Here is a 20,624-nt window from a genome sequence, read left to right as displayed (position 1 = left end):
AAAAAGTCTTTTAGAAAAAGTAGAATAGTGAAGGAAAAAAGAGAATAGACGACTTGTCTTAACAACAAATCGTCCATCGATTTCCATTTTTATTTCGCATCAATATAACTGTATAGCGTATATTTAGAAATATTGAAGAAGTTAGAAACTTTGTCCCCAGATTTAGTGACTAAGAAGGCGCCTTTATTGTTTAAAAATTGAATACACTTGATTTTATCGTCCTTCGTCATTAATGGAACCGGCTTGCCAACTAATTTGACTGATTCATGAATTAAATCGTCTAACAACTCATTAACATCCTGAGGAATGTAATCAGGGTCTTTATCTTCTTCAGGTTCTGCAGTGGAAATCAAAGATTTTAAGTTTGACTCTGCAGCGATCAATGTAGTGATGTCGTAGTTAATAGCAAAAATACCATCGAGTTGACCATTCTCATCTTTAAAATACATTGTACTAGATTTTAAAATACGACCATCATGGGTGCGGGTCAGATAGTTAATATGATCATTCAACTCACTAGGGTCTTTTTTTAAGGCTTCTAAGACTACTTGAGAAGGTCCATCGCCCAGATGACGAGAAGAGACATGACCATTTTCGATGGAAACAATAGAGTTGTTAATATTGTCTTCATTGATTTGGTGGATAACGACTTCGCAGTTTTCCCCAAATTGACCAGCTAAACCTTTAGCAATTTGTGTTAAAAAAGTAAGTTTTTCGTCGGATAACATAAATAAGCTCCTTTCTAATGTGCCTGGCACAAACAGTTTTTATAAGATTGTGTCAAATTTAACATAATATTTTTAAATGGAATAGGCAGGGCTAAATCCTTTAATGTCGCGTACTACCTGTTCTGAAAAATAATGATAGCATGATAAAAATAATAATACAAGATAACGGCTGTCAAAATTCTAAAAAATATTTTTTAGGTAGCATTGTTTTTTTTAAGGTAAGGTGATATACTTTAATCAAGTTAATGAGTTCGTTAGTAAAAAAATGCAAGCGCTTCAAATGCTTTTCGTAGGAAATATAGATTAGAAAAGCTAGACAAGCTATATTCGTGAATGATTGAGCGATTGATTTGTAAGCGTTTGCTACATGTGGGGAATAGGTTGGAAAATAGGAGGAGAATACATGTTATTAATTGGAAATGGGCGTTTAATCACTCGGGATGCGCAGAATCATTTTTTTGAAAATGGGTGTGTGGCGATTGATGGTCAAGTTGTGAAACAAGTCGGAACGACAGAAGAATTAAAACAAGCTTATCCAGAAGCGACATTTATTGATGCTAAAGGTGGAGTGATTATGCCAGGCTTTATTAACATGCACAATCATATTTATAGTACCTTTGCACGTGGGTTAAGTTTAACGAATTATCATCCTAAAAATTTCATGGATATTTTGGTAGATCAATGGTGGCGAATTGATCGTGCCTTGACATTAGAAGACACTTATCAAAGTGGTAAGGTTGCTTATTTAGATAGTATTCGCAACGGCGTTACAACTGTCTTTGATCATCATGCTAGTTACGGAGAAATTACAGGGAGTTTAACCCAATTATCTAATGCAGCGGACGAGTTAGGGATTCGAACCTGCCTTTGTTATGAAGTTTCTGATCGCGATGGTGAGCAGAAAATGCGGGAAGCAGTTCAAGAAAATGCCGCCTTTATTAAAGCCAGTTCCTTAAGAAATGATGATATGCAAAAAGCGATGATGGGTATGCATGCAGCATTTACTTTATCAGATGCTTCTTTAGAATTATGTGCAGCCAATACGCCAGATGGGATTGGTTATCATATTCATATTGCAGAGGATTTAGCCGATGTTCATGATTCTTTGAAAAAATATGGGAAGCCGATTGTGAACCGATTATTTGATTTAGGGATTTTAGGAAAACAGACAATGGCAGGCCATTGCATCCATATTGGACCTCATGAGATGGAATTACTAAGAGATACAGACACAATGGTGGTCACGAATCCAGAGTCGAATATGGGGAATGCGGTCGGTTGCCCACCTGCGATGCGCATGTTTAATGAGTATGGTATTTTGATGGGTCTTGGCACAGATGGTTATACGAATGATGTGACGGAATCCTATAAGGTAGGAAATGTTATCCACAAACATCATTTAGCTGATCCAAATGCGGCTTGGGCAGAAATTCCCACAATGCTGTTTGATAATAATCCGCAAATGGCTAATCGCTATTTTAAAACAAAGCTAGGCGTTTTAGAACCTAATGCAGCAGCAGACGTCATTATTGTTGATTATCATGGCCCGACACCAATGACAAAAGAGAATTATAACATGCACATTTTATTCGGCATGAATGGTGGGATGGTCACTGACACGGTGATTAATGGAGAAATTCGGATGCGTAATCGTGAAGTTCAAGGAATTGATGAAGAGAAAGTTTGGCATGATGCGCAAACGCAAGCACAATCTTTCTGGAAACGAGTAAATCAATAGCTTTCATTATAAATAAAAGGAGTGACGTTAATGAGTGATATTATGCATCCCATCTCAATTGAGGCTTTATTAAATTGGATTTTTAGTGAGTATCAACAAGATGGCACAATTTTTGGCATTCGTAAATTTTATCATGCGGATCCTACAAAAACGATTTCGTTATTTGGAGAAAAAATGGAAACCCCTTGTGGTCCAGCAGCAGGTCCTCATACACAATTAGCACAAAATATTATTGTGGCCTATTTAACAGGTTCTCGTTTTTTTGAAGTTAAGACAGTCCAGATACTGGATGGAGAAGATTTACCTGTGAGTAAACCATGTATCGCAGCAGCAGATGAATGTTACAACGTTGAGTGGTCCACAGAATTGCGCGTTCCCCAAGCTTATGATGAATACGTCAAAGCATGGTTCGTTTTGAAGTTACTTAGTAAAGAGTTCGAGCTAGGTGACCCGAATGGTTTCATTTTTAATATGAGTGTTGGCTATGATTTGGCAGGGATTCAATCACCAAAAATTGATCGTTATATTAACGAAATGCAGAACGCAGAAGGAACGCCGATTTGGGCGGAATGCCAAGCAGCTGCCAAAAAATATCTATCTTATTTTAAAAAAGTAGATGACTTATATATCGAAGCAATTAGTCCTAAAGTCTGTCATTCTATTACGCTGTCGACTTTACACGGTTGTCCATCAGACGAAATTGAACGAATTGCGGCCTATTTATTAAGTGAAAAAGGGCTCCATTCTTTTATTAAATGTAATCCAACCATGTTAGGTTATGAATATGCGCGTCAAACGATGGATGAGCTAGGGTTTGATTATATGGTTTTTGACGATCACCATTTTAAAGAAGATTTACAATTTGAAGAAGCAGTACCGATGTTACAACGTCTGCAATTATTAGCTAATAGTAAAAATCTAAGCTTCGGAGTTAAAATTACGAACACTTTCCCAGTAACGATTGCAGCAAATGAATTACCTGGTGATGAAATGTACATGTCAGGACGTTCGCTATTTCCTCTTAGTATTTCATTGGCACAAAAATTATCAGAAGCATTTGATGGGAAACTACAAATTTCTTATTCTGGCGGTGCAGATATTTTCAATAGTAAAGAAATATTTGATGCTGGGATTTGGCCAATCACTATGGCAACGACGCTGTTGAAACCTGGTGGCTATCAACGAATGAATCAAGTTGCTAATGTATTGGGCGCAGCAGAATATCCTCAGATGGTTCATGTCAACTTGGATAAATTAGCTCAAGTTGTTGAGAAAGCTAAAACACAAGCACGTTACCAAAAATCAATTAAATTACCAGAAAGTACCAAACTAAGAAAAACAGTTCCACTAACAGATTGTTATATCGCTCCTTGTCGAAGTGACGGTGGTTGTCCAATCAATCAGGATATTCCTGCTTACCTTCGTTATGTAAGTGAAGGTAATTATTTAAAGGCCTTGCAAGTAATTGTCGATAAAAATCCATTGCCTTTTATTACTGGAACCATTTGTGCACATCCTTGTATGACTAAATGTACACGTCAATTTTATGAAGAATCTATTCATATTCGGGAAGTGAAGTTAGAAGCAGCTGAACATGCTTATGATGAATTATTGACGACACTAGAAAAGCCACAGCCAAAAGAAAATGCACCTAAAACAGCTGTTGTGGGTGGAGGCCCTGCAGGGATCTCTGCTGGGTATTTATTAGCACGTGAAGGCATGCCTGTTACTGTGTTTGAAAAATCCGAGACAATTGGGGGCGTTTGTAGCCAGATTGTACCAGAATTTCGAATTTCTATGGAATCTGTTCAAAAAGACGTTCAGTTAGCGGAATTTATGGGAGCCGAATTCCGTACAGGACAAGAGGCGCCATCATTGGCAGAATTGAAAAACCAAGGCTATACGAATGTTATTTATGCCATTGGTGCATGGAAACATGGGGTCCTTCGTTTAGAATCTGGTCGAGCATTGAATTCGTTAGAATTTTTAAAAGCAAACCGAGAAAATCCAACAATTAATCCTTATGGAGAACAGATTGTCGTCGTTGGTGGCGGAAATACAGCTATGGACTGTGCTCGTGCAGCCACAACATTACCTGGTGTTAAAAAAGTCTCAGTGGTTTATCGTCGGAATAAACGCAATATGTCAGCAGATGAAGAAGAACTTTATTTAGCCTTAGAAGATGGCGTTGACTTTTTAGAATTACTTTCGCCAATTAAACATGAAAATCAACAATTAACTTGTGAAAAAATGGTCCTAGGTGAACGAGATGCTTCTGGACGCCGTCGTCCAATTGGTACAGGAGAAATGATTGATATTCCTGCTGATACAGTGATTGCCGCTGTTGGTGAAAAAGTAGATACAGAGTTTTACCAAGCATTAGGCATTCACACGGACACCTATGGGAAAGTCGTTTCAAATCAAGAAACATTGGAAACAAATATACCAGGCGTCTATGTCATTGGTGACGCTAATTTAGGACCAGCCACAATAGTTGAAGCAATCGCTGATGCAACAAAAGCGGCAAATAATATTTGTCTTGTCCACAATCATCACTATGAAAAAGATAATTTAAATAGTGATGTTGCATTTGTTAGAAACAAACGAGGTATCCTTGTGACAGACGAGATGTCTTGTAGTCAAGCTAGTCGTTGCTTAGAATGCTCCACAATTTGTGAATCTTGTATGGATGTCTGTCCAAACCGAGCAAATATTGTTGTGTATGTCGAAGGAAAACCACAAATTGTCCATGTTGATCGGATGTGTAACGAATGTGGTAACTGTGAAACATTTTGCCCTTATGCAAGTGCCCCTTACAAAGACAAATTTACCTTATTTAACAGTGAAGCTGATTTTTATGACAGTACTAATTCAGGTTTCTATGTTCAAAATCCTGTGGATAAAATTTGTTTACTGCGTTTATGGGGAACGGTGTCAACAATTCAATTAACGGATCAAGGATTAGATGTACCAGAAGATTTAATCGCATTAATGGTAACTATGATTGAAGAATATGCTTATTGTATGCAAGCATAAAAGGAAATTTACGACTGGGGGATAAATAGATGTCTATTCTGCTCAAAGGTGGAACCGTCGTATCTGCATATAATCGTCGTCAATTGGATATTCGAATTGACGGCGAGCAAATTGTAGAGATGGGGGCAAATTTACCAGTAGAAAATTCTCAGATTGAGGATGTTACGGGGTGTTATGTATTACCAGGCTTTATTGATGCGCACACGCATCTGGAATTAAATAATGGCAAAGGTTCGTTAAGTACGGCGGATAACTTTACTACTGGCAGCCAAGCGGCGGTGGCCAAAGGTACGACTACGGTTATTGATATGGCTACACCTAATAAAGGCGGCTCATTGAAAGACTGTTTAGCTACTTGGAATCAATTGGCTGAAGGCAAGAGTTCATGTGATTATACTTACCATATGTCCATGATTGAATGGAAACCAACGATAGCTGCTGAAATTCAGGAAATGATTGCTGCAGGTATTACTTCCTTCAAAATGTATATGGCTTATGATAACTTGCGGACCACAGATGCGGAAATTTTTGAAGCGATGAAGGAAATAAAAAAAGTTAATGGAATGTTAGGCGTTCATTGTGAAAATGGTGATTTAGTAGATGAATTAATCCAATCATATGTTTCTCAAGGAAAGCTAACCCCGCACTATCATCCGTTATCAAGACCGGCGGCTGTTGAAGCAGAAGCGGTAGCAAGATATTTGATGATAGCGGAAATGGCTGATTTGCCGGTTAATATTGTGCATTTAAGCACAAAACGATCGTTAGAAGCGGTGGAACGGGCTCGTCAAAGAGGACAATCAGTTTATGTAGAAACTTGCCCTCAATATCTTTTACTAGATGATCACTTGTACGATGCGCCTAATTTTGAAGCAGCAAAATATGTCTGCTCACCGCCACTACGCAAACGAGAGGATCAACAGGCTTTGTGGCAAGGGATTAAAGAGGGGGCAATCAATACAATATCGACAGATCACTGTAGTTTTAATTTTCACGGACAAAAAACAGTTGGCAAAGATGATTTTAGTAAAATTCCCAATGGGATGCCAGGTGTTGAAACGAGACCAGAATTAATTTACACGGAAGGTGTGGCGAAGGGCCGAATCACCTTGGAAAAAATGGTTGCTCTGCTTTCTGAAAATATTGCTAAACAATTCTCGATGTATCCACAAAAAGGTGTGGTGCAAGAAGGCAGTGATGCCGATTTAGTTGTTTGGGATCCTAGAACAACCGGCGTGATTGCTGCGAGAACGCAGTTACAAAATGTCGATTATACGCCGTATGAAGGATTTGAAACACAAGGACAGGCTCGAATGGTTTATTTAAGAGGTCAAAAAGTTGCTGAAGCTGGGCAAGTCATCTTGGCAAATCAAGGAAAATTTGTTTTTCGTAAAGCAACTTAAAAATAGAAGGAGGAGAAGTATTTTTGGAAAAAATTAAATGGACAGTAAATGAAATGCCGAAGACGGAGGATAAGTACTTACCTCTGATGTCTAAAGAAAAAATTGAGAAAGCTTTGGCTTTTCACAAAAGTTTTCCACAGTATTCAGAAACACCATTAGCAGAATTGAATCATATGGCCGCTTATCTGGGGTTAAATGATTTCTTTGTTAAAGATGAATCTTATCGCTTTGGTTTAAATGCTTTTAAAGTCTTAGGTGGTTCGTTTGCCATGGCTAACTATATTGCCGAAAAATTAAAGAAAGATGTTTCGGAACTAACATATGATGAATTAACTTCTGATCAATTACGATCAGCTTTTGGACAAGCTACGTTTTTTACAGCAACTGATGGTAACCATGGACGAGGAGTCGCTTGGGCTGCGAATAAATTAGGCCAAAAATCAGTTGTACTCATGCCGAAGGGTTCAACACAGACGAGAAAAGAAAATATTGAAAAAGAAGGCGCAACCGTCACAATTGAAGAAGTTAATTACGATGAATGTGTACGAATGGCTAATAAAATGGCCGAAGAAACTGAAAACGGTGTCATGGTTCAAGATACAGCTTGGGACGGATATGAAAAAATTCCAACTTGGATTATGCAAGGATATGGAACGATGGCGTTAGAAGCCTCTCAACAATTAAGAAAATTTGGCTCTGAACGACCTAGTCATGTTTTTGTTCAAGCTGGTGTCGGCAGTTTAGCTGGTGCAGTGATTGGTTATTTTGCTAATGCTTTTCCAGAAAACCCACCGATTATGGTCGTTGTTGAGGCACAGGCGGCTGATTGTTTATATCAATCAGCAATTAAAAAAGACGGAGAAATTCGCTTTGTCGATGGTGATTTACAGACAATTATGGCTGGCCTAGCATGTGGAGAACCTAATACGATTTCTTTTGATATTCTAAAAAATCATACATCCTTCTTTGTTTCAGCGCCAGATTGGGTTTCTGAAAAAGGAATGCGTATGTTGGGCGCGCCATTAAAAGGGGATCCGCAAGTTGTATCAGGCGAATCTGGGGCAGTAGCAATGGGCTTAGTAGCTACAGTGATGCAAGATCCCGACTATCAAGAATTACGTGAGGCATTGCAACTGGATGAGACGTCAAACGTTTTAATGTTTTCTACCGAAGGGGACACTGATCCAGACAATTATAAAAAAATTTTATGGAGGTAAAAGGAATGGATTTTAATGCAGTAAATGCAGCAGCAGAAGGTTACAGAGAAGATATGGTCAAATTTTTAAGAGACCTTGTCAAAATTCCAGGAGAAAGTGCAGAAGAAGGCAACAAAATTGCGCGAGCAAAAGCCGAAATGGAAAAATTAGGTTTCGATAAAATTGACATTGATCCTCAAGGAAATTTACTTGGTTATATGGGGTCTGGTGAAAAATTAATTGCTTTTGATGGGCACATGGATACTGTCGGAATTGGTGAAATGAGTAACTGGAAATTTGATCCTTACGATGGCTATGAAACAGAAACTGAGATCGGTGGTCGCGGTACGTCTGACCAAGAGGGCGGGATTGTTTCGGCTATTTATGGCGCTAAAATCATGAAAGATTTAGGTCTATTATCAGAAAAATATACTGCTTTAGTAACAGTTACTGTCCAAGAAGAAGACTGTGACGGTTTATGCTGGCAATACATTATCAAAGAAGACGGTATCCGTCCAGAATTTGTTGTTTCAACAGAGCCAACAGATGGTGGGATTTATCGTGGTCAACGAGGCCGAATGGAAATTAAAGTTGATGTCAAAGGCGTTTCGTGTCATGGCTCAGCTCCAGAACGTGGAGATAATGCCATTTACAAAATGGCGGATATCTTACAAGATGTTCGTGCCTTAAACAACAATGGAGATACAGAAAGCACAGCGATTCGTGGTTTAGTTCGTATGTTAGATCCTAAGTACAATCCAGAGTGGCAAGAAGCCCGTTTCTTAGGACGTGGTACGGTGACTGTTTCGCAAATTTTCCATTCTTCACCAAGTCGGTGTGCTGTTGCGGATGGCTGTACCGTTTCACTAGACCGTCGAATGACTGCTGGAGAAACTTGGGAAAGTTGTTTGGAAGAAATTCGCAATTTACCAGCTGTTAAAAAATATGGAGATGATGTGACGGTTTCAATGTACAACTATGATCGTCCTTCTTATACTGATTTAACTTATGAAATTGAATGTTATTTCCCAACATGGGTAATTCCAGAAAATCATGATGTAACAAAAGCCTTGATGGAAACGCATAAAAATCTCTATGGAGAAACACGGAAAGGCTCTGTAGAAACAGTGGAAATGCGTGAAGAGCGCCCATTGTTAGATAAGTGGACCTTCTCAACAAATGGCGTTTCAATTATGGGACGTAATGGCATTCCTTGTATTGGTTTCGGGCCAGGGGCGGAAGCACAAGCACATGCACCAAATGAAAAAACTTGGAAAGATGATTTGGTTCGTTGTGCAGCCGTTTATGCGGCATTACCAACGGTCTATTGTGGTTAAGTAAAGGATTATTAGATAAGCAAAAAGGAGCAGATGGAATGGAAACGTTTAAAGAATATATTGAGAAATTAGATAAATTAGAATTTGAAAAAATGTACGAAAATGACTTTTTCCTAACTTGGGAAAAAACAAGAGATGAATTAGAAGCTGTTTTCACAGTTGCCGATACATTACGTTATTTAAGAGAAAATAATATTTCAACTAAAATCTTTGATAGTGGCTTGGGGATTTCTTTATTCCGCGACAACTCTACAAGAACACGTTTTAGTTTCGCTTCAGCGTGTAATCTTTTGGGCTTAGAAGTTCAAGATTTAGACGAAGGAAAAAGTCAAATTTCTCACGGAGAAACTGTTCGTGAGACAGCAAACATGATTTCTTTTATGGCTGATATCATTGGTATTCGTGATGACATGTACATTGGTAAAGGCAATGCTTACATGCACGAAGTATCAGAATCTGTCCAAGAAGGATATAAAGATGGGGTATTAGAACAACGCCCAACGTTAGTGAATTTACAATGTGATATTGACCATCCGACGCAAGCAATGGCAGATGCGTTGCATTTAATTCATGAATTTGGTGGCATTGAAAACCTGAAAGGGAAAAAAGTTGCCATGACTTGGGCGTATTCACCATCTTATGGAAAACCATTATCTGTTCCTCAAGGAATTGTTGGTCTAATGACCCGTTTAGGAATGGATGTCGTCTTAGCACATCCAGAAGGTTATGAAATTATGCCAGAAGTAGAAGAAGTTGCGAAGAAAAATGCAGCAGAATTTGGTGGAAACTTTACTAAAACGAATAGTATGGCAGAAGCATTCAAAGATGCGGATGTTGTTTATCCGAAAAGCTGGGCACCTTTTGCGGCAATGGAAAAGCGAACTGAATTATATGGCAATGATGACCAAGCAGGAATTGATCAATTAGAACAAGAATTACTTTCTCAAAATAAAAAGCACAAAGATTGGGAATGTACAGAAGAATTGATGAAAACAACAAAAGACGGCAAAGCTTTGTATATGCATTGTCTACCAGCTGATATTACTGGCGTTAGTTGTGAAGAAGGCGAAGTGGAAGCTTCTGTTTTCGATCGTTATCGGGTCGAACTTTACAAAGAAGCTAGCTACAAACCGTATGTTATTGCGGCTATGATTTTCTTAAGTAAAGTAAAAAATCCGCAAAAAACCTTAACAGACTTAGCGGATAAAGCGACACCAAGAGAAGTAAAATAATGAATTTGGCATGAAGACAGATGCTTTTTCTTTACACAATGAATCATTAGAAGTTGCCTCTTCAACATGAACAAATAAGACCTTCCCAAGTCTATTCATGAATGTGTGATTGTCTCGAGTCAAGAACGCTTAGTCATGTGCGTTGACTTCATGCAACGACAACAGACAGTTAATACGAAAACTCGTTGTGAAAAAGAAAAAGCATCGTCCTTTTTATAAAACAGAAAATGAGGTGAAGCAATGGGCAAACGCGTCGTAGTAGCTTTAGGTGGCAATGCTTTAGGAAATAATTTGACGGAGCAGATGACTGCCGTAAAACAGACTTCCAAAGCGATTGCAGATTTGATTGAAGCAGGATATGAAGTTATTTTATCTCATGGCAATGGTCCTCAAGTAGGGATGATTCAATTAGCTATGGAAGAATTTTCCTTTAATAATCCACAATATCCAGTTGTTCCGTTATCCATGTGCGTAGCCATGAGTCAAAGTTACATTGGCTATGATTTAGAGAATGCGCTACAAGAAGAGTTGCGTCAGCGAAATATAAGTAAAGCCGTCACCACCATAGTCACTCAAGTGGTCGTGGATGAAAATGATCCGGCGTTCAAAAAACCAACGAAACCAATTGGTCGCTTCATGACAAAAGAAGAAGCAGAACAATTAGTCAAAGAAAAAAATATACAAGTGATGGAAGATGCTGGCCGTGGTTATCGCCAAGTCGTCGCTTCTCCTAAACCAAAAAATATTGTCGAACTTCTCACGATTCAAACATTGGTTGATGCTGGCCAAACAGTCATTGCTGGCGGCGGTGGTGGCATCCCAGTTATTCAAGAAGGGAACCGACTAAAAGGTGTCAATGCAGTCATCGACAAAGATTTTTGTAGTGAACGACTAGCTGAACAAGTAGATGCTGATCTGCTCGTGATTTTAACAGCAGTTGAAAAAGTTTGTATTAATTTTGGTAAAGAAAATCAAGAAGCCTTAGGGAATGTTTCAACAGAAAAAATGAAACAATATGCGCAAGAAGGTCAGTTTGCTCCAGGTTCAATGTTACCAAAAGTTGAAGCAGCGATTAAGTTTGCTGAATCTAAGCCAGGTCGAAAAACATTGATTACGTTATTAGAAAAAGCCAAAGAAGGATTATCTGGAAAAACAGGGACTTTAATTGAAAATAAAGAATCATAGAATGGAGGAAAACGATGACAAACAAAATGATTAATTCTGCACAGGCACCAGCTGCTGTAGGACCTTATTCACATTCTGTCTTAGCGGGAAATACGTTGTACATTTCTGGACAACTAGGATTAGATCCGCAATCGGGCGAAATGAAGACTACAGTGGAAGAACAAGCAAAACAAGCTTTTATCAATTTAGGTTCGATTTTAAAAGAGGTCGAGATGACCTATGATAATGTTGTGAAAACAACGGTGTTTTTACAACATATGTCTGATTTTAGCAAAATTAACGAAATCTATGGGAATTACTTTTCAGAAGTTTTGCCTGCACGTTCTTGTGTAGAAGTAGCCAAGTTGCCAAAAGATGGTTTATTTGAAATTGAAGCAGTTGCTGTCAAAGGATAATTTTTAAGATGTTTCTGAGGGAAAAAGGATTGCATTCTTTACTGATTAAGGGGAACAATCCTTTTAGAATAAAAAGAAGAAGGAAACGATCCTATGAATGAAAAAAAAGAGCAAGCATTATTTGAATATGATGCGAAACTATCAATTTCTGAAGCAATTCCGATGGGATTGCAACACGTTGTCGCAGCAGTAGTAGGGATTGTCACACCGGGAATTATGATTGCCAAAGTTTGCCAATTAAGTCCTAGTGATACGACTATTTTGATTCAAACATCATTGATTTTTTCAGCAGTTGCAACGTTAATTCAACTTTTCCCTATTTTTGGAAAAGTGGGTTCACGGTTACCAGTTATGATGGGGGCAAGTTTTGCGTATGTACCGATTTTGATGGCCATCGGAGCTGATTTTGGGATTGCAGCAATTTTTGGTTCCCAATTAGTTGGCAGTATTCTTGTTATTATTGTTGGTTTGTTCATTAAAAAAATCCGTGTGTTGTTTCCGCCTTTAGTAACAGGAACGGTTATTTTAAGTATTGGGCTATCCCTGTTTCCAGTTGCGATTAAGTATATGGCAGGAGGAGCTGGTAGTGCTGATTTTGGTTCAGCCCGGAATTGGTTAGTTGCATTATTAACCTTTGCGATTGTCTTTTACTTCAATTATTTTGCAAAAGGATTTTTGAAGTTATCAGCAATTTTAAACGGAATGGTTATTGGTTATTTGATTTCTTTAGCTTTAGGGATGGTTAGTTTTGAGCCAGTTCAAAATGCTAAAATCGTTCAGCTAATTACCCCGTTTCATTTTGGACTGGATTTTCAACTGGTACCTATCTTTACGCTGGTGGTAATGTTTATTGTTGATGCTGTTCAAGCCATCGGTCAATTTACAGCAACAACGGTTGGGGCAATGGATCGGGATGCAACGGATGAAGAATTATCTGGCGGAATTATGGGGAGTGGTTTCACTAACTTTATTGGCAGTTTATTTGGATCAATCCCAGTGGCAACTTTTGGACAAAATGTTGGTCTGGTTACGGTAACAAAAGTGATTAATAAGTATGTTCTGGTTTTCGCTTCAGTTATATTATTAATTGCTGGTTTTGTTCCGAAAGTAGCTGCATTATTAACTACGATTCCTTACGCAGTAATTGGTGGCGCAACGATTTCAGTTTTTGCTTCTATTTCTATGACAGGTATTCGGATGATTGCTTCGCAGGAAATGACTCCTCGAAATACTGGGGTTGTCGGAACAGCTCTAGCATTTGGAATTGGTGTCACATTGTCTACTGGAAGCTTAGCTGGTTTTCCAACTTGGGTAACAACGATTTTCGGTAATTCGGAAGTTATCTTAACCACTTTGGTAGCAGTCCTTTTAAATGTCATTTTAAAACCAAAAAAGCGCGTAGCACTTGAGTGAAGATTGCTTTTTTTGATACGAAAGTGAGTAAGCTTTCGTATCCTTTTTCCCTTACGTTATCTATAAAAAAATGAACGAATAAAGGAGGAGAAGATGTTTACGTATTCCCTAAACTTAAAATTAAAAACAGATCGGAACTTTTTTGGTCCTGGCGTTGTCGAAGTTTTACAAAAAATTCAGCAAACTGGGTCACTAAACTTAGCGGCAAAAGAGATGAAAATGTCTTATAATAAGGCATGGCGGATTGTGCGGGTAGCTGAAGAAGAGCTATCTTTTCCATTAATTATCAAAAGTGTTGGTGGTTGTAATGGTGGCGGGTCAATTGTTACGGACCAAGGAAAAGAGTTGATTGATCAATATCTTTTATTTGAGAAAAAAGTGTATCAACAGGTAGAGGCATGCTTTGAAGAAATATTTAAAGAACAGGATGTAGTATCGGAGGAACTGAAATGAGAGAAGTATTTCAGCGTTTGAAACAGGCAATATTGGAAAAGCAAGACACGATGTTATTAACGATTGGTACAAGTTCAGGATCTACACCACGAAGTCAAGGGGCTAGAATGCTGGTTTCCGCCGAAGGTAGAATAGCCGGAACTGTTGGTGGTGGGGCGGTTGAATTTCAGGCTGAACAAGTGGCAAAAAAGCTACTTTTTGAGAAAGAAAATGCACAACGTCAATTTATTTTAGCCCCGAATAATATTGCTGATTTAGGCATGGTCTGTGGCGGGAATGTCACGATTTTTTTCCATTATCTTTCATGGGAAACGCCATTTTTAAAAGAGTTGTGTGAGTCCATAGAAACGCATTTTCAAAATAATCAACAAGGTTGGTTAATGACTGAACTAGATCAAAACAATTTAGGAAAAGTATCCTTTTATAGTGAAACAGGCGAATTGATTGGTTCCACTTCTTGGGAGGGGGAATTAAGTTTGCTACCTAAAGGTATCCATTGTGAGCAAAAAGAGGACATAATTTTTTTAACAGAAGCGATCCTCCAAGTAGGGAAAGTGTATATTTTTGGAAGTGGTCATGTCGCACGCGCATTGGTACCTATTTTAAACTATTTATCGTTTTATTGCGTTGTAGTGGACGATCGTCCAGAATTTTTGACGGCACAAGCTTTTCCACAAGCTAAGGAACTACGGGTGATTCCTTTAGAAAATTTAGCTGCGTTTATTGAAATAACGGCGGATGATTATGGTATAGTAATTACCAGAGGACACAATTTTGATTTCATCGTTGCCAAACAGTTATTGGAAACACCAGCCAAATATATTGGTGTGATGGGGAGCAAACACAAAATTGCTTCACAAGTTCGACGGTTAAAAGAGGTCGGTTATACAATGACTGAAATTGAAAGAATTTTCATGCCAATTGGCTTAGATATTGCAGCCGAAACACCAGAAGAGTTAGCGATTAGCATCGCGGGAGAATTAATTCAACAGCGCTATCAATAATGAGGACCTTTAAATTAAATAAAAAACTTTTTTTGCTAAAAAATAATTTTTAGAACGAAGATTTGTGGTATAATCTAGGTGATTGAACACTAAACTATATCAGAAATCGAGGTGCAAGAAATGTATTCAATTATTGTAAATGGTCAAAGTGAAACCTGTGAAACAAACAAAAAATTAATGGACTTTTTGCGGGAGGATCTGGGCCTAACTGGAACAAAAGATGGCTGTAACCAAGGCTCTTGCGGTGCATGTACGGTGTTAGTAAATGGAAAGGCTTCCAAAGCATGTTTGTTTACTCTAGAAAAATTAGCTGGTAAAGAAGTCATGACAATCGAAGGTTTAAGCCAACGGCAAAAAGATGTCTATGCCTATGCGTTCGCAAAAACGGGTGCAGTTCAGTGCGGGTATTGCATCCCTGGGATGGTTATTTCGGCACAAGGATTATTGAACAAGAAACCCGAACCCACAAAAGAAGACATTCAGAAAGCTATACGAGGAAACATTTGTCGTTGTACAGGATATGTGAAAATAATAGAAGCCATTCAGTTAGCTGCTAAAATGTTTTGTGAAGAAACGAGCATTCCGGAAGAACATTCAAATGGTAAATTAGGGGAAGACTTCCAACGGGTCGATGCAGTGGAGAAAACATTAGGAACAGGGATTTATGTAGATGACATTGACATAGAAGGAATGCTTCATGCATCTGCTTTGCGGAGTGCCTATCCTCGCGCAAAAGTTCTATCAATCGATAGTACCCAAGCATTGGCGCATCCTGACTGTGTGGCTGTGTTCACAGCTAAAGACGTTCCAGGAAATAATAAAATTGGTCATTTAGAATTTATTTCCGATTGGGATGTAATGATTCCAGAAGGAGAAATAACACGGTATGTTGGGGATGCAGTAGCACTCGTTGTTTCAAAAAGAAAAGAAACCTTACCAGAGATAAAAAATTTAGTGGAAGTTGATTACGAAGAAATGATACCGCTTACTTCTTGTGAAGCTGCTTTAGCAGAAGGTGCACCAGCTATTCATGAAAAGGGCAATATCTTGTCTCATGAACACTTGGTACGTGGCAATGCAGAGGAAGTATTAGCAAATTCTGCGTTTGTAGTGACAGAACATTATTCCGTACCAATTAACGAACATGCCTTTATGGAACCCGAGTGTGCGATTGCACAGCCTGAAGGTGAGGGCATTTTACTCTTTAGTGCGGGTCAAAGTATCTATGATGAACAACGGGAAGTGGCTCGGATGTTAGGACTGGACAAGGAAAAAATTCATGTTCAATCAAAACTTGTTGGTGGCGGTTTTGGTGGAAAAGAAGACATGAGTGTTCAGCATCATGCATCCTTAGCCGCTTGGTTATTGAAGAAACCAGTAAAAGTACTGCTAAGCCGTGAAGAAAGTTTGATGGTTCATCCCAAACGCCATGGCATGGAAATGGACTTTACGACCGGCTGTGATGAAGAAGGCAATTTAACTGCAATGAAAGCAGTGATTTATGCGGATACTGGGGCCTATGCTTCTTTAGGAGGACCGGTATTGCAACGGGCTTGTACACATGCGGCAGGTCCCTACAAGTATCAAACGATTGATGTGGAAGGGTTTGCTGTATATACTAATAATCCGCCAGCAGGTGCATTTCGCGGATTTGGTGTTTGCCAAACGGCTTTTGCAATTGAAAGTAATTTAAACTTGTTAGCAGAAAAAGTCGGACTATCACCATGGGAAATACGCTTTAAAAATGCCGTCGCTCCAGGAGATACTTTACCGAATGGACAATTGGTCTCGAAAAATGCGGCGTTAAAAGAAGCCTTGTTAGCGGTTAAAGATGTCTATGAACAAGCGGAAGTTGCTGGAATTTCTAGTTTCTTTAAAAATAGTGGCGTGGGTGTGGGGCTACCTGATACAGGGCGTTGTATTATTTCTGTTGAAGAAGGAAAAATACATGTCCGCACAAGTGCTGCTTGTATCGGTCAAGGGATGGCAACCGTTACGACGCAAATTGCCTGTGAAACATTAAATTTACCACCAGAAATGATTGTTGCGGAAGCACCTGATACGAGAAGAACGCCGAATTCAGGAACAACAACGGCTTCGAGGCAGTCACTCTTCACAGGAGAAGCTACTAGAAGAGCGGCAATGCAATTACGGTATGAGCTTGATATGGGACGTGCTTTAAGTGATTTGGAAGGCGAAGAATTTTATGGGGAATATTCAGCGAAAACGGATCCGTTAATTAATGATAAAAAAAGTCCAGTTAGTCATGCTGGCTATGGTTATGCTGCTGAAGTAGCGATTCTAGATGACAAAGGAAAAGTAGCTAAATTTGTGGCTGCGTATGATATGGGGCAAGTGGTGAATCCACGAGCTGCTGAAGGTCAAATTGAAGGTGGGATTGCGATGGGCATGGGGTATGCTTTAACTGAAAAATTTGCCTTAGAAGAAGGCTATGTTAAAGCAAAATATGCAACGCTAGGATTAGTGAACGCCACTCAAGTACCACCAATCGAAACAATTTTGGTTCATGCTGACAATCTTCACGAAGGTTTAGCTTATGGAATTAAAGGCGTAGGTGAGTTAGCAACGATCCCTACCGCACCAGCTTTAGCAGGCGCATATTTTGCCTTGGATGGTCAGCTCCGACCAAGTCTGCCTTTAGAAAATACCCCTTATCAAAAGAAAAAAAGATAAAAGGAGACAACTCATGTCACTCGTTAGTGTCATTATTCTAGCATCGGGCAATTCACAACGGATGGGCCAAAATAAATTGTTCTTAAAATATCAAGGAAAAACATTTTTAGAGCACACGTTAACCTTAGTGAATCAATTAGACGTATTAGAACGGATTTTAGTTGTTTCGCCTGAGAATCAGCCAGCGTTTCCTTTACCTAAGAACATTCAGTTGATTCTCAATCATCAATGGCAAGAAGGGCAAAGTAGCAGTATTCGTTTAGGAACCGAACAAGCTCGGGGAGCTGGCTATTTATACTTGCCTAGTGATCAACCATTGTTAACACCTAAAATGCTACAACCCGTGTTAGATAAATGTCAGAGAAATAAAATTGTAGTGCCATTACAAAAAGATGGCTGTCCTAGTAGTCCAGTATTATTCGGTAATCAATTTCGACAAGAACTATTAACATTGACTGGTGAAAAAGGCGGACGCATGATTTATGAACGCTTTCCAGAAGCAGTTCAGATGCTGAGAATAGCGACTCCTGGCCGTTTAAAAGATATCGATACGCCAGAAGAGTACAGAAAATTAATTCAAGAAACCAATAGTTAGAGAGGAAAATCGTATGAAGGATTTGGTTTATTTAAATTATGCAGCGACTTCCTATAAAAAATTTCCAGCAACCATTGAGGCTTTGACTGCCTATTTAGCAGAAAATCAGTTCATGAATTACGGAAGAAATGCCCCTTTGCTTAGAGAGGGGCTTCCTCTTTTAGAGACACGTCAATTGTTAGCAGACTTTTTTCAGGCACCCAGTGCGGCTCAGATTACGTTTACGAATAACGCAACAACTTCCTTAAATCTTGCATTAGCAGGGATTTTACAACCTGGCGACCATGTGATTACGACTATGTTAGAACATCATGCAGTAGCCAGACCTCTTCACTTACTTGAGAAAGAACGAGGCATTTCAGTGACGTATGTTGCTTGTCAAAAAACTGGCCTGTTAGATGTAGAAGATATTCAGCGAGCTTGGCGAACGAATACAAAAGCCTTGGTAATGACACACGCATCCAATGTCTTAGGCACCATTTTACCCATTGAAAAATGTTTTCAATGGGCCCAACAGAAAGGATTATTAACCGTTTTGGATGCGGCTCAAACGGCGGGCTTTCTACCAATAAAAATGACCCAGATGGCCATTGATGTGTTAGCCTTTACTGGACATAAAAGCTTATATGGATTAGCAGGTATTGGTGGGTTAGCTTTTAGTGAGCGAGGGGCTGAAGCGGTCAAACCACTGATGGCGGGCGGCACTGGTAGCCATTCTAATTCCTTTGATCAACCCTCTTTTTTACCAGATAAATTTGAAGCTGGTACGTTAAACAGTTTAGGTATTCTAAGCTTAAATAGTTCTATTAAAGAGTTGAATAAAATTGGTTTAGCAGCGATTCAAAAGCATGAACGAACCTTAATGCAGAATTTTTTAAATGGTTTATCAGGGGTACCTGTCACAATTTTAGGAACCAAGGACGTGGCACAAACTGTCCCTGTTGTTTCTATCACACTGTGGAATCAGGAAGAAACAATAGTGGCACAGCAACTAGCAGAACAATATGGCATTATGACGCGCGCAGGTTTGCATTGTGCACCATTAGCCCATCAAACAGCTGGGACTTTAGCAACTGGCACCTTACGTTTTAGCTTTGGTTGGCAGACAACGCCTGAAGAAATTACTTGGACAATTCACGCTTTACAAGAACTACTAATTTGAGAAGGAGCGGACAGCATGGATTTTTTATCACAATGTACATCAGGTGGCTGTGGGGCAAAAATTGAATCCCGTGTACTGAACCAATTGTTGCAACACTTACCCGAAACACCGGCAAATGAGCGGCTACTCGTCGGATTTGAACATGCCGACGACGCCGCTGTTTACCAAATAACGTCTGAAAAAGCTTTGATTTCAACGGTAGATTTTTTTTCACCAATGGTCAATGATCCGTTATCATTTGGAAAAATTGCGGTCGCTAATGCTTTAAGTGATGTCTATGCCATGGGCGGAACAGTCCTTTATGCGCTAAATCTTGTTTGTTTTCCACAAAAGATGTCAAAAGAATGGTTGGAACAAATGCTCTTGGGTGGCAGCTTAAAATTAAAGGAAGCGGGTGCTTTACTGGCGGGAGGCCATTCGATTTATGACCATGAACCCAAGTATGGTCTAGCGGTAACCGGAGAAGTTCATCCAGAAAATTTGTGGCATAATAATACGCCACAGGTGGGGGATGTCTTGATTTTAACTAAAGCATTAGGTGTAGGAATTATTCAAGCGGCTGTTCGGGGGCAATTGGCGAAGCAGACGGAACAAAAAATCGCACAAGATTCGATGGAACGTTTAAATAAATATGCCGCTGCGAATGCTCGATCCTACGCAGTACATGCTTGTACTGACGTGACTGGGTTTGGTCTATTAATTCATGCAAAAGAAATGGCTGATAATCAGGTAACATTACTGATTGATACAGAAGCATTACCAACCATTACAGGAGCGTTGGCCTACGCCGCAGAATGTTTAGTCACTGCAGCTGGGCAAAGAAACCGCCAAACAATCGGAACGACAATCGATTATTCAAAAATTTCTATGGAAATGCAAGAACTTTTGTTTGATCCACAAACTTCTGGCGGACTGTTAATTAGTGTCGCTGCTGACGAAGCGGCAGCCTGTTTAGCAGCTATTCAAAAAGAGGACCCTGTTGCCAAAATTATTGGCGAGGTTCTGCCAAAAGAACAACAAGCAGTAGTACTTTTATAGAGAGGAGGGCCAAAT

Annotated in this window: 16 protein-coding genes; 15 read left to right on the top strand and 1 reads right to left on the bottom strand. The window is 39.2% G+C overall.

The window, feature by feature from the left end; genetic code table 11:
- Nucleotides 1-89: 89 nt before the first annotated feature.
- Nucleotides 90-728, bottom strand: a complete 639-nt coding sequence (locus tag IGJ03_RS09465) for a helix-turn-helix transcriptional regulator (RefSeq protein ID WP_002381503.1) — start codon at nucleotides 726-728, stop codon at nucleotides 90-92.
- Between the two features lie 403 nt (nucleotides 729-1,131).
- Between IGJ03_RS09465 and ssnA the strand changes: the two genes are divergently transcribed.
- The 15 genes from ssnA to selD all read left to right on the top strand — a co-directional run bounded on the left by ssnA (nucleotide 1,132) and on the right by selD (nucleotide 20,609).
- The gene (gene ssnA, locus IGJ03_RS09460; protein ID WP_002359625.1) at nucleotides 1,132-2,466 is read left to right on the top strand and encodes a putative aminohydrolase SsnA; all 1,335 of its coding nucleotides are present in this window, start codon (nucleotides 1,132-1,134) and stop codon (nucleotides 2,464-2,466) included.
- Nucleotides 2,467-2,496: 30 nt separating this feature from the next.
- Nucleotides 2,497-5,502, top strand: coding sequence for a putative selenate reductase subunit YgfK (ygfK, locus tag IGJ03_RS09455; protein ID WP_375804581.1), 3,006 nt, complete (start codon nucleotides 2,497-2,499; stop codon nucleotides 5,500-5,502).
- Between the two features lie 29 nt (nucleotides 5,503-5,531).
- Nucleotides 5,532-6,905, top strand: a complete 1,374-nt coding sequence (hydA, locus tag IGJ03_RS09450) for a dihydropyrimidinase (protein WP_002374254.1) — start codon at nucleotides 5,532-5,534, stop codon at nucleotides 6,903-6,905.
- Between the two features lie 23 nt (nucleotides 6,906-6,928).
- A complete protein-coding gene (gene dpaL / locus IGJ03_RS09445; protein WP_002362249.1) occupies nucleotides 6,929-8,122 on the top strand; it encodes a diaminopropionate ammonia-lyase in 1,194 nt (397 codons plus the stop codon).
- Complete coding sequence (locus IGJ03_RS09440) at nucleotides 8,113-9,438, top strand: YgeY family selenium metabolism-linked hydrolase (RefSeq protein ID WP_002362247.1); 1,326 nt, start codon at nucleotides 8,113-8,115, stop codon at nucleotides 9,436-9,438. The genes dpaL and IGJ03_RS09440 overlap by 10 nt, the downstream gene beginning before the upstream one ends.
- A gap of 38 nt (nucleotides 9,439-9,476) precedes the next feature.
- Nucleotides 9,477-10,670 carry a knotted carbamoyltransferase YgeW gene (ygeW, locus tag IGJ03_RS09435; protein WP_010823076.1) on the top strand — a complete coding sequence of 398 codons (1,194 nt, stop codon included), beginning with the start codon at nucleotides 9,477-9,479 and terminating at the stop codon, nucleotides 10,668-10,670.
- Nucleotides 10,671-10,910: 240 nt separating this feature from the next.
- Nucleotides 10,911-11,855: a carbamate kinase gene (arcC, locus tag IGJ03_RS09430; RefSeq protein WP_002362589.1), complete on the top strand. Its 945-nt coding sequence runs from the start codon at nucleotides 10,911-10,913 to the stop codon at nucleotides 11,853-11,855.
- Nucleotides 11,856-11,869: 14 nt separating this feature from the next.
- Nucleotides 11,870-12,250 (top strand): RidA family protein, encoded by a 381-nt coding sequence (locus IGJ03_RS09425; protein WP_002362244.1) that lies wholly within the window; start codon nucleotides 11,870-11,872, stop codon nucleotides 12,248-12,250.
- Between the two features lie 93 nt (nucleotides 12,251-12,343).
- Complete coding sequence (locus tag IGJ03_RS09420) at nucleotides 12,344-13,663, top strand: nucleobase:cation symporter-2 family protein (RefSeq protein ID WP_010815215.1); 1,320 nt, start codon at nucleotides 12,344-12,346, stop codon at nucleotides 13,661-13,663.
- 93 nt (nucleotides 13,664-13,756) lie between these two features.
- Nucleotides 13,757-14,116, top strand: coding sequence for a winged helix-turn-helix domain-containing protein (locus IGJ03_RS09415; protein ID WP_002356595.1), 360 nt, complete (start codon nucleotides 13,757-13,759; stop codon nucleotides 14,114-14,116).
- Nucleotides 14,113-15,120, top strand: coding sequence for an XdhC family protein (locus IGJ03_RS09410; RefSeq protein WP_010712720.1), 1,008 nt, complete (start codon nucleotides 14,113-14,115; stop codon nucleotides 15,118-15,120). Before IGJ03_RS09415 ends, IGJ03_RS09410 begins: the two co-directional genes overlap by 4 nt.
- A 120-nt stretch (nucleotides 15,121-15,240) precedes the next feature.
- The gene (gene xdh, locus IGJ03_RS09405; protein ID WP_375804582.1) at nucleotides 15,241-17,814 is read left to right on the top strand and encodes a selenium-dependent xanthine dehydrogenase; all 2,574 of its coding nucleotides are present in this window, start codon (nucleotides 15,241-15,243) and stop codon (nucleotides 17,812-17,814) included.
- A 13-nt stretch (nucleotides 17,815-17,827) separates the two neighbouring features.
- On the top strand, nucleotides 17,828-18,409 hold the full coding sequence (gene mocA / locus IGJ03_RS09400; RefSeq protein WP_002356598.1) for a molybdenum cofactor cytidylyltransferase: 582 nt from the start codon (nucleotides 17,828-17,830) through the stop codon (nucleotides 18,407-18,409).
- Between the two features lie 13 nt (nucleotides 18,410-18,422).
- On the top strand, nucleotides 18,423-19,571 hold the full coding sequence (gene sclA / locus IGJ03_RS09395) for a selenocysteine lyase SclA (RefSeq protein ID WP_375804583.1): 1,149 nt from the start codon (nucleotides 18,423-18,425) through the stop codon (nucleotides 19,569-19,571).
- 15 nt (nucleotides 19,572-19,586) lie between these two features.
- Nucleotides 19,587-20,609 carry a selenide, water dikinase SelD gene (gene selD, locus IGJ03_RS09390; RefSeq protein ID WP_002359657.1) on the top strand — a complete coding sequence of 341 codons (1,023 nt, stop codon included), beginning with the start codon at nucleotides 19,587-19,589 and terminating at the stop codon, nucleotides 20,607-20,609.
- The last annotated feature ends 15 nt before the right edge of the window (nucleotides 20,610-20,624 follow it).

Source organism: Enterococcus sp. DIV1315a (genome assembly GCF_051712325.1).
GTDB lineage: Bacteria > Bacillota > Bacilli > Lactobacillales > Enterococcaceae > Enterococcus > Enterococcus faecalis.
Note: the sequence above shows the minus strand (reverse complement) of the source record. Positions and strands in the feature narration are given on the sequence as shown.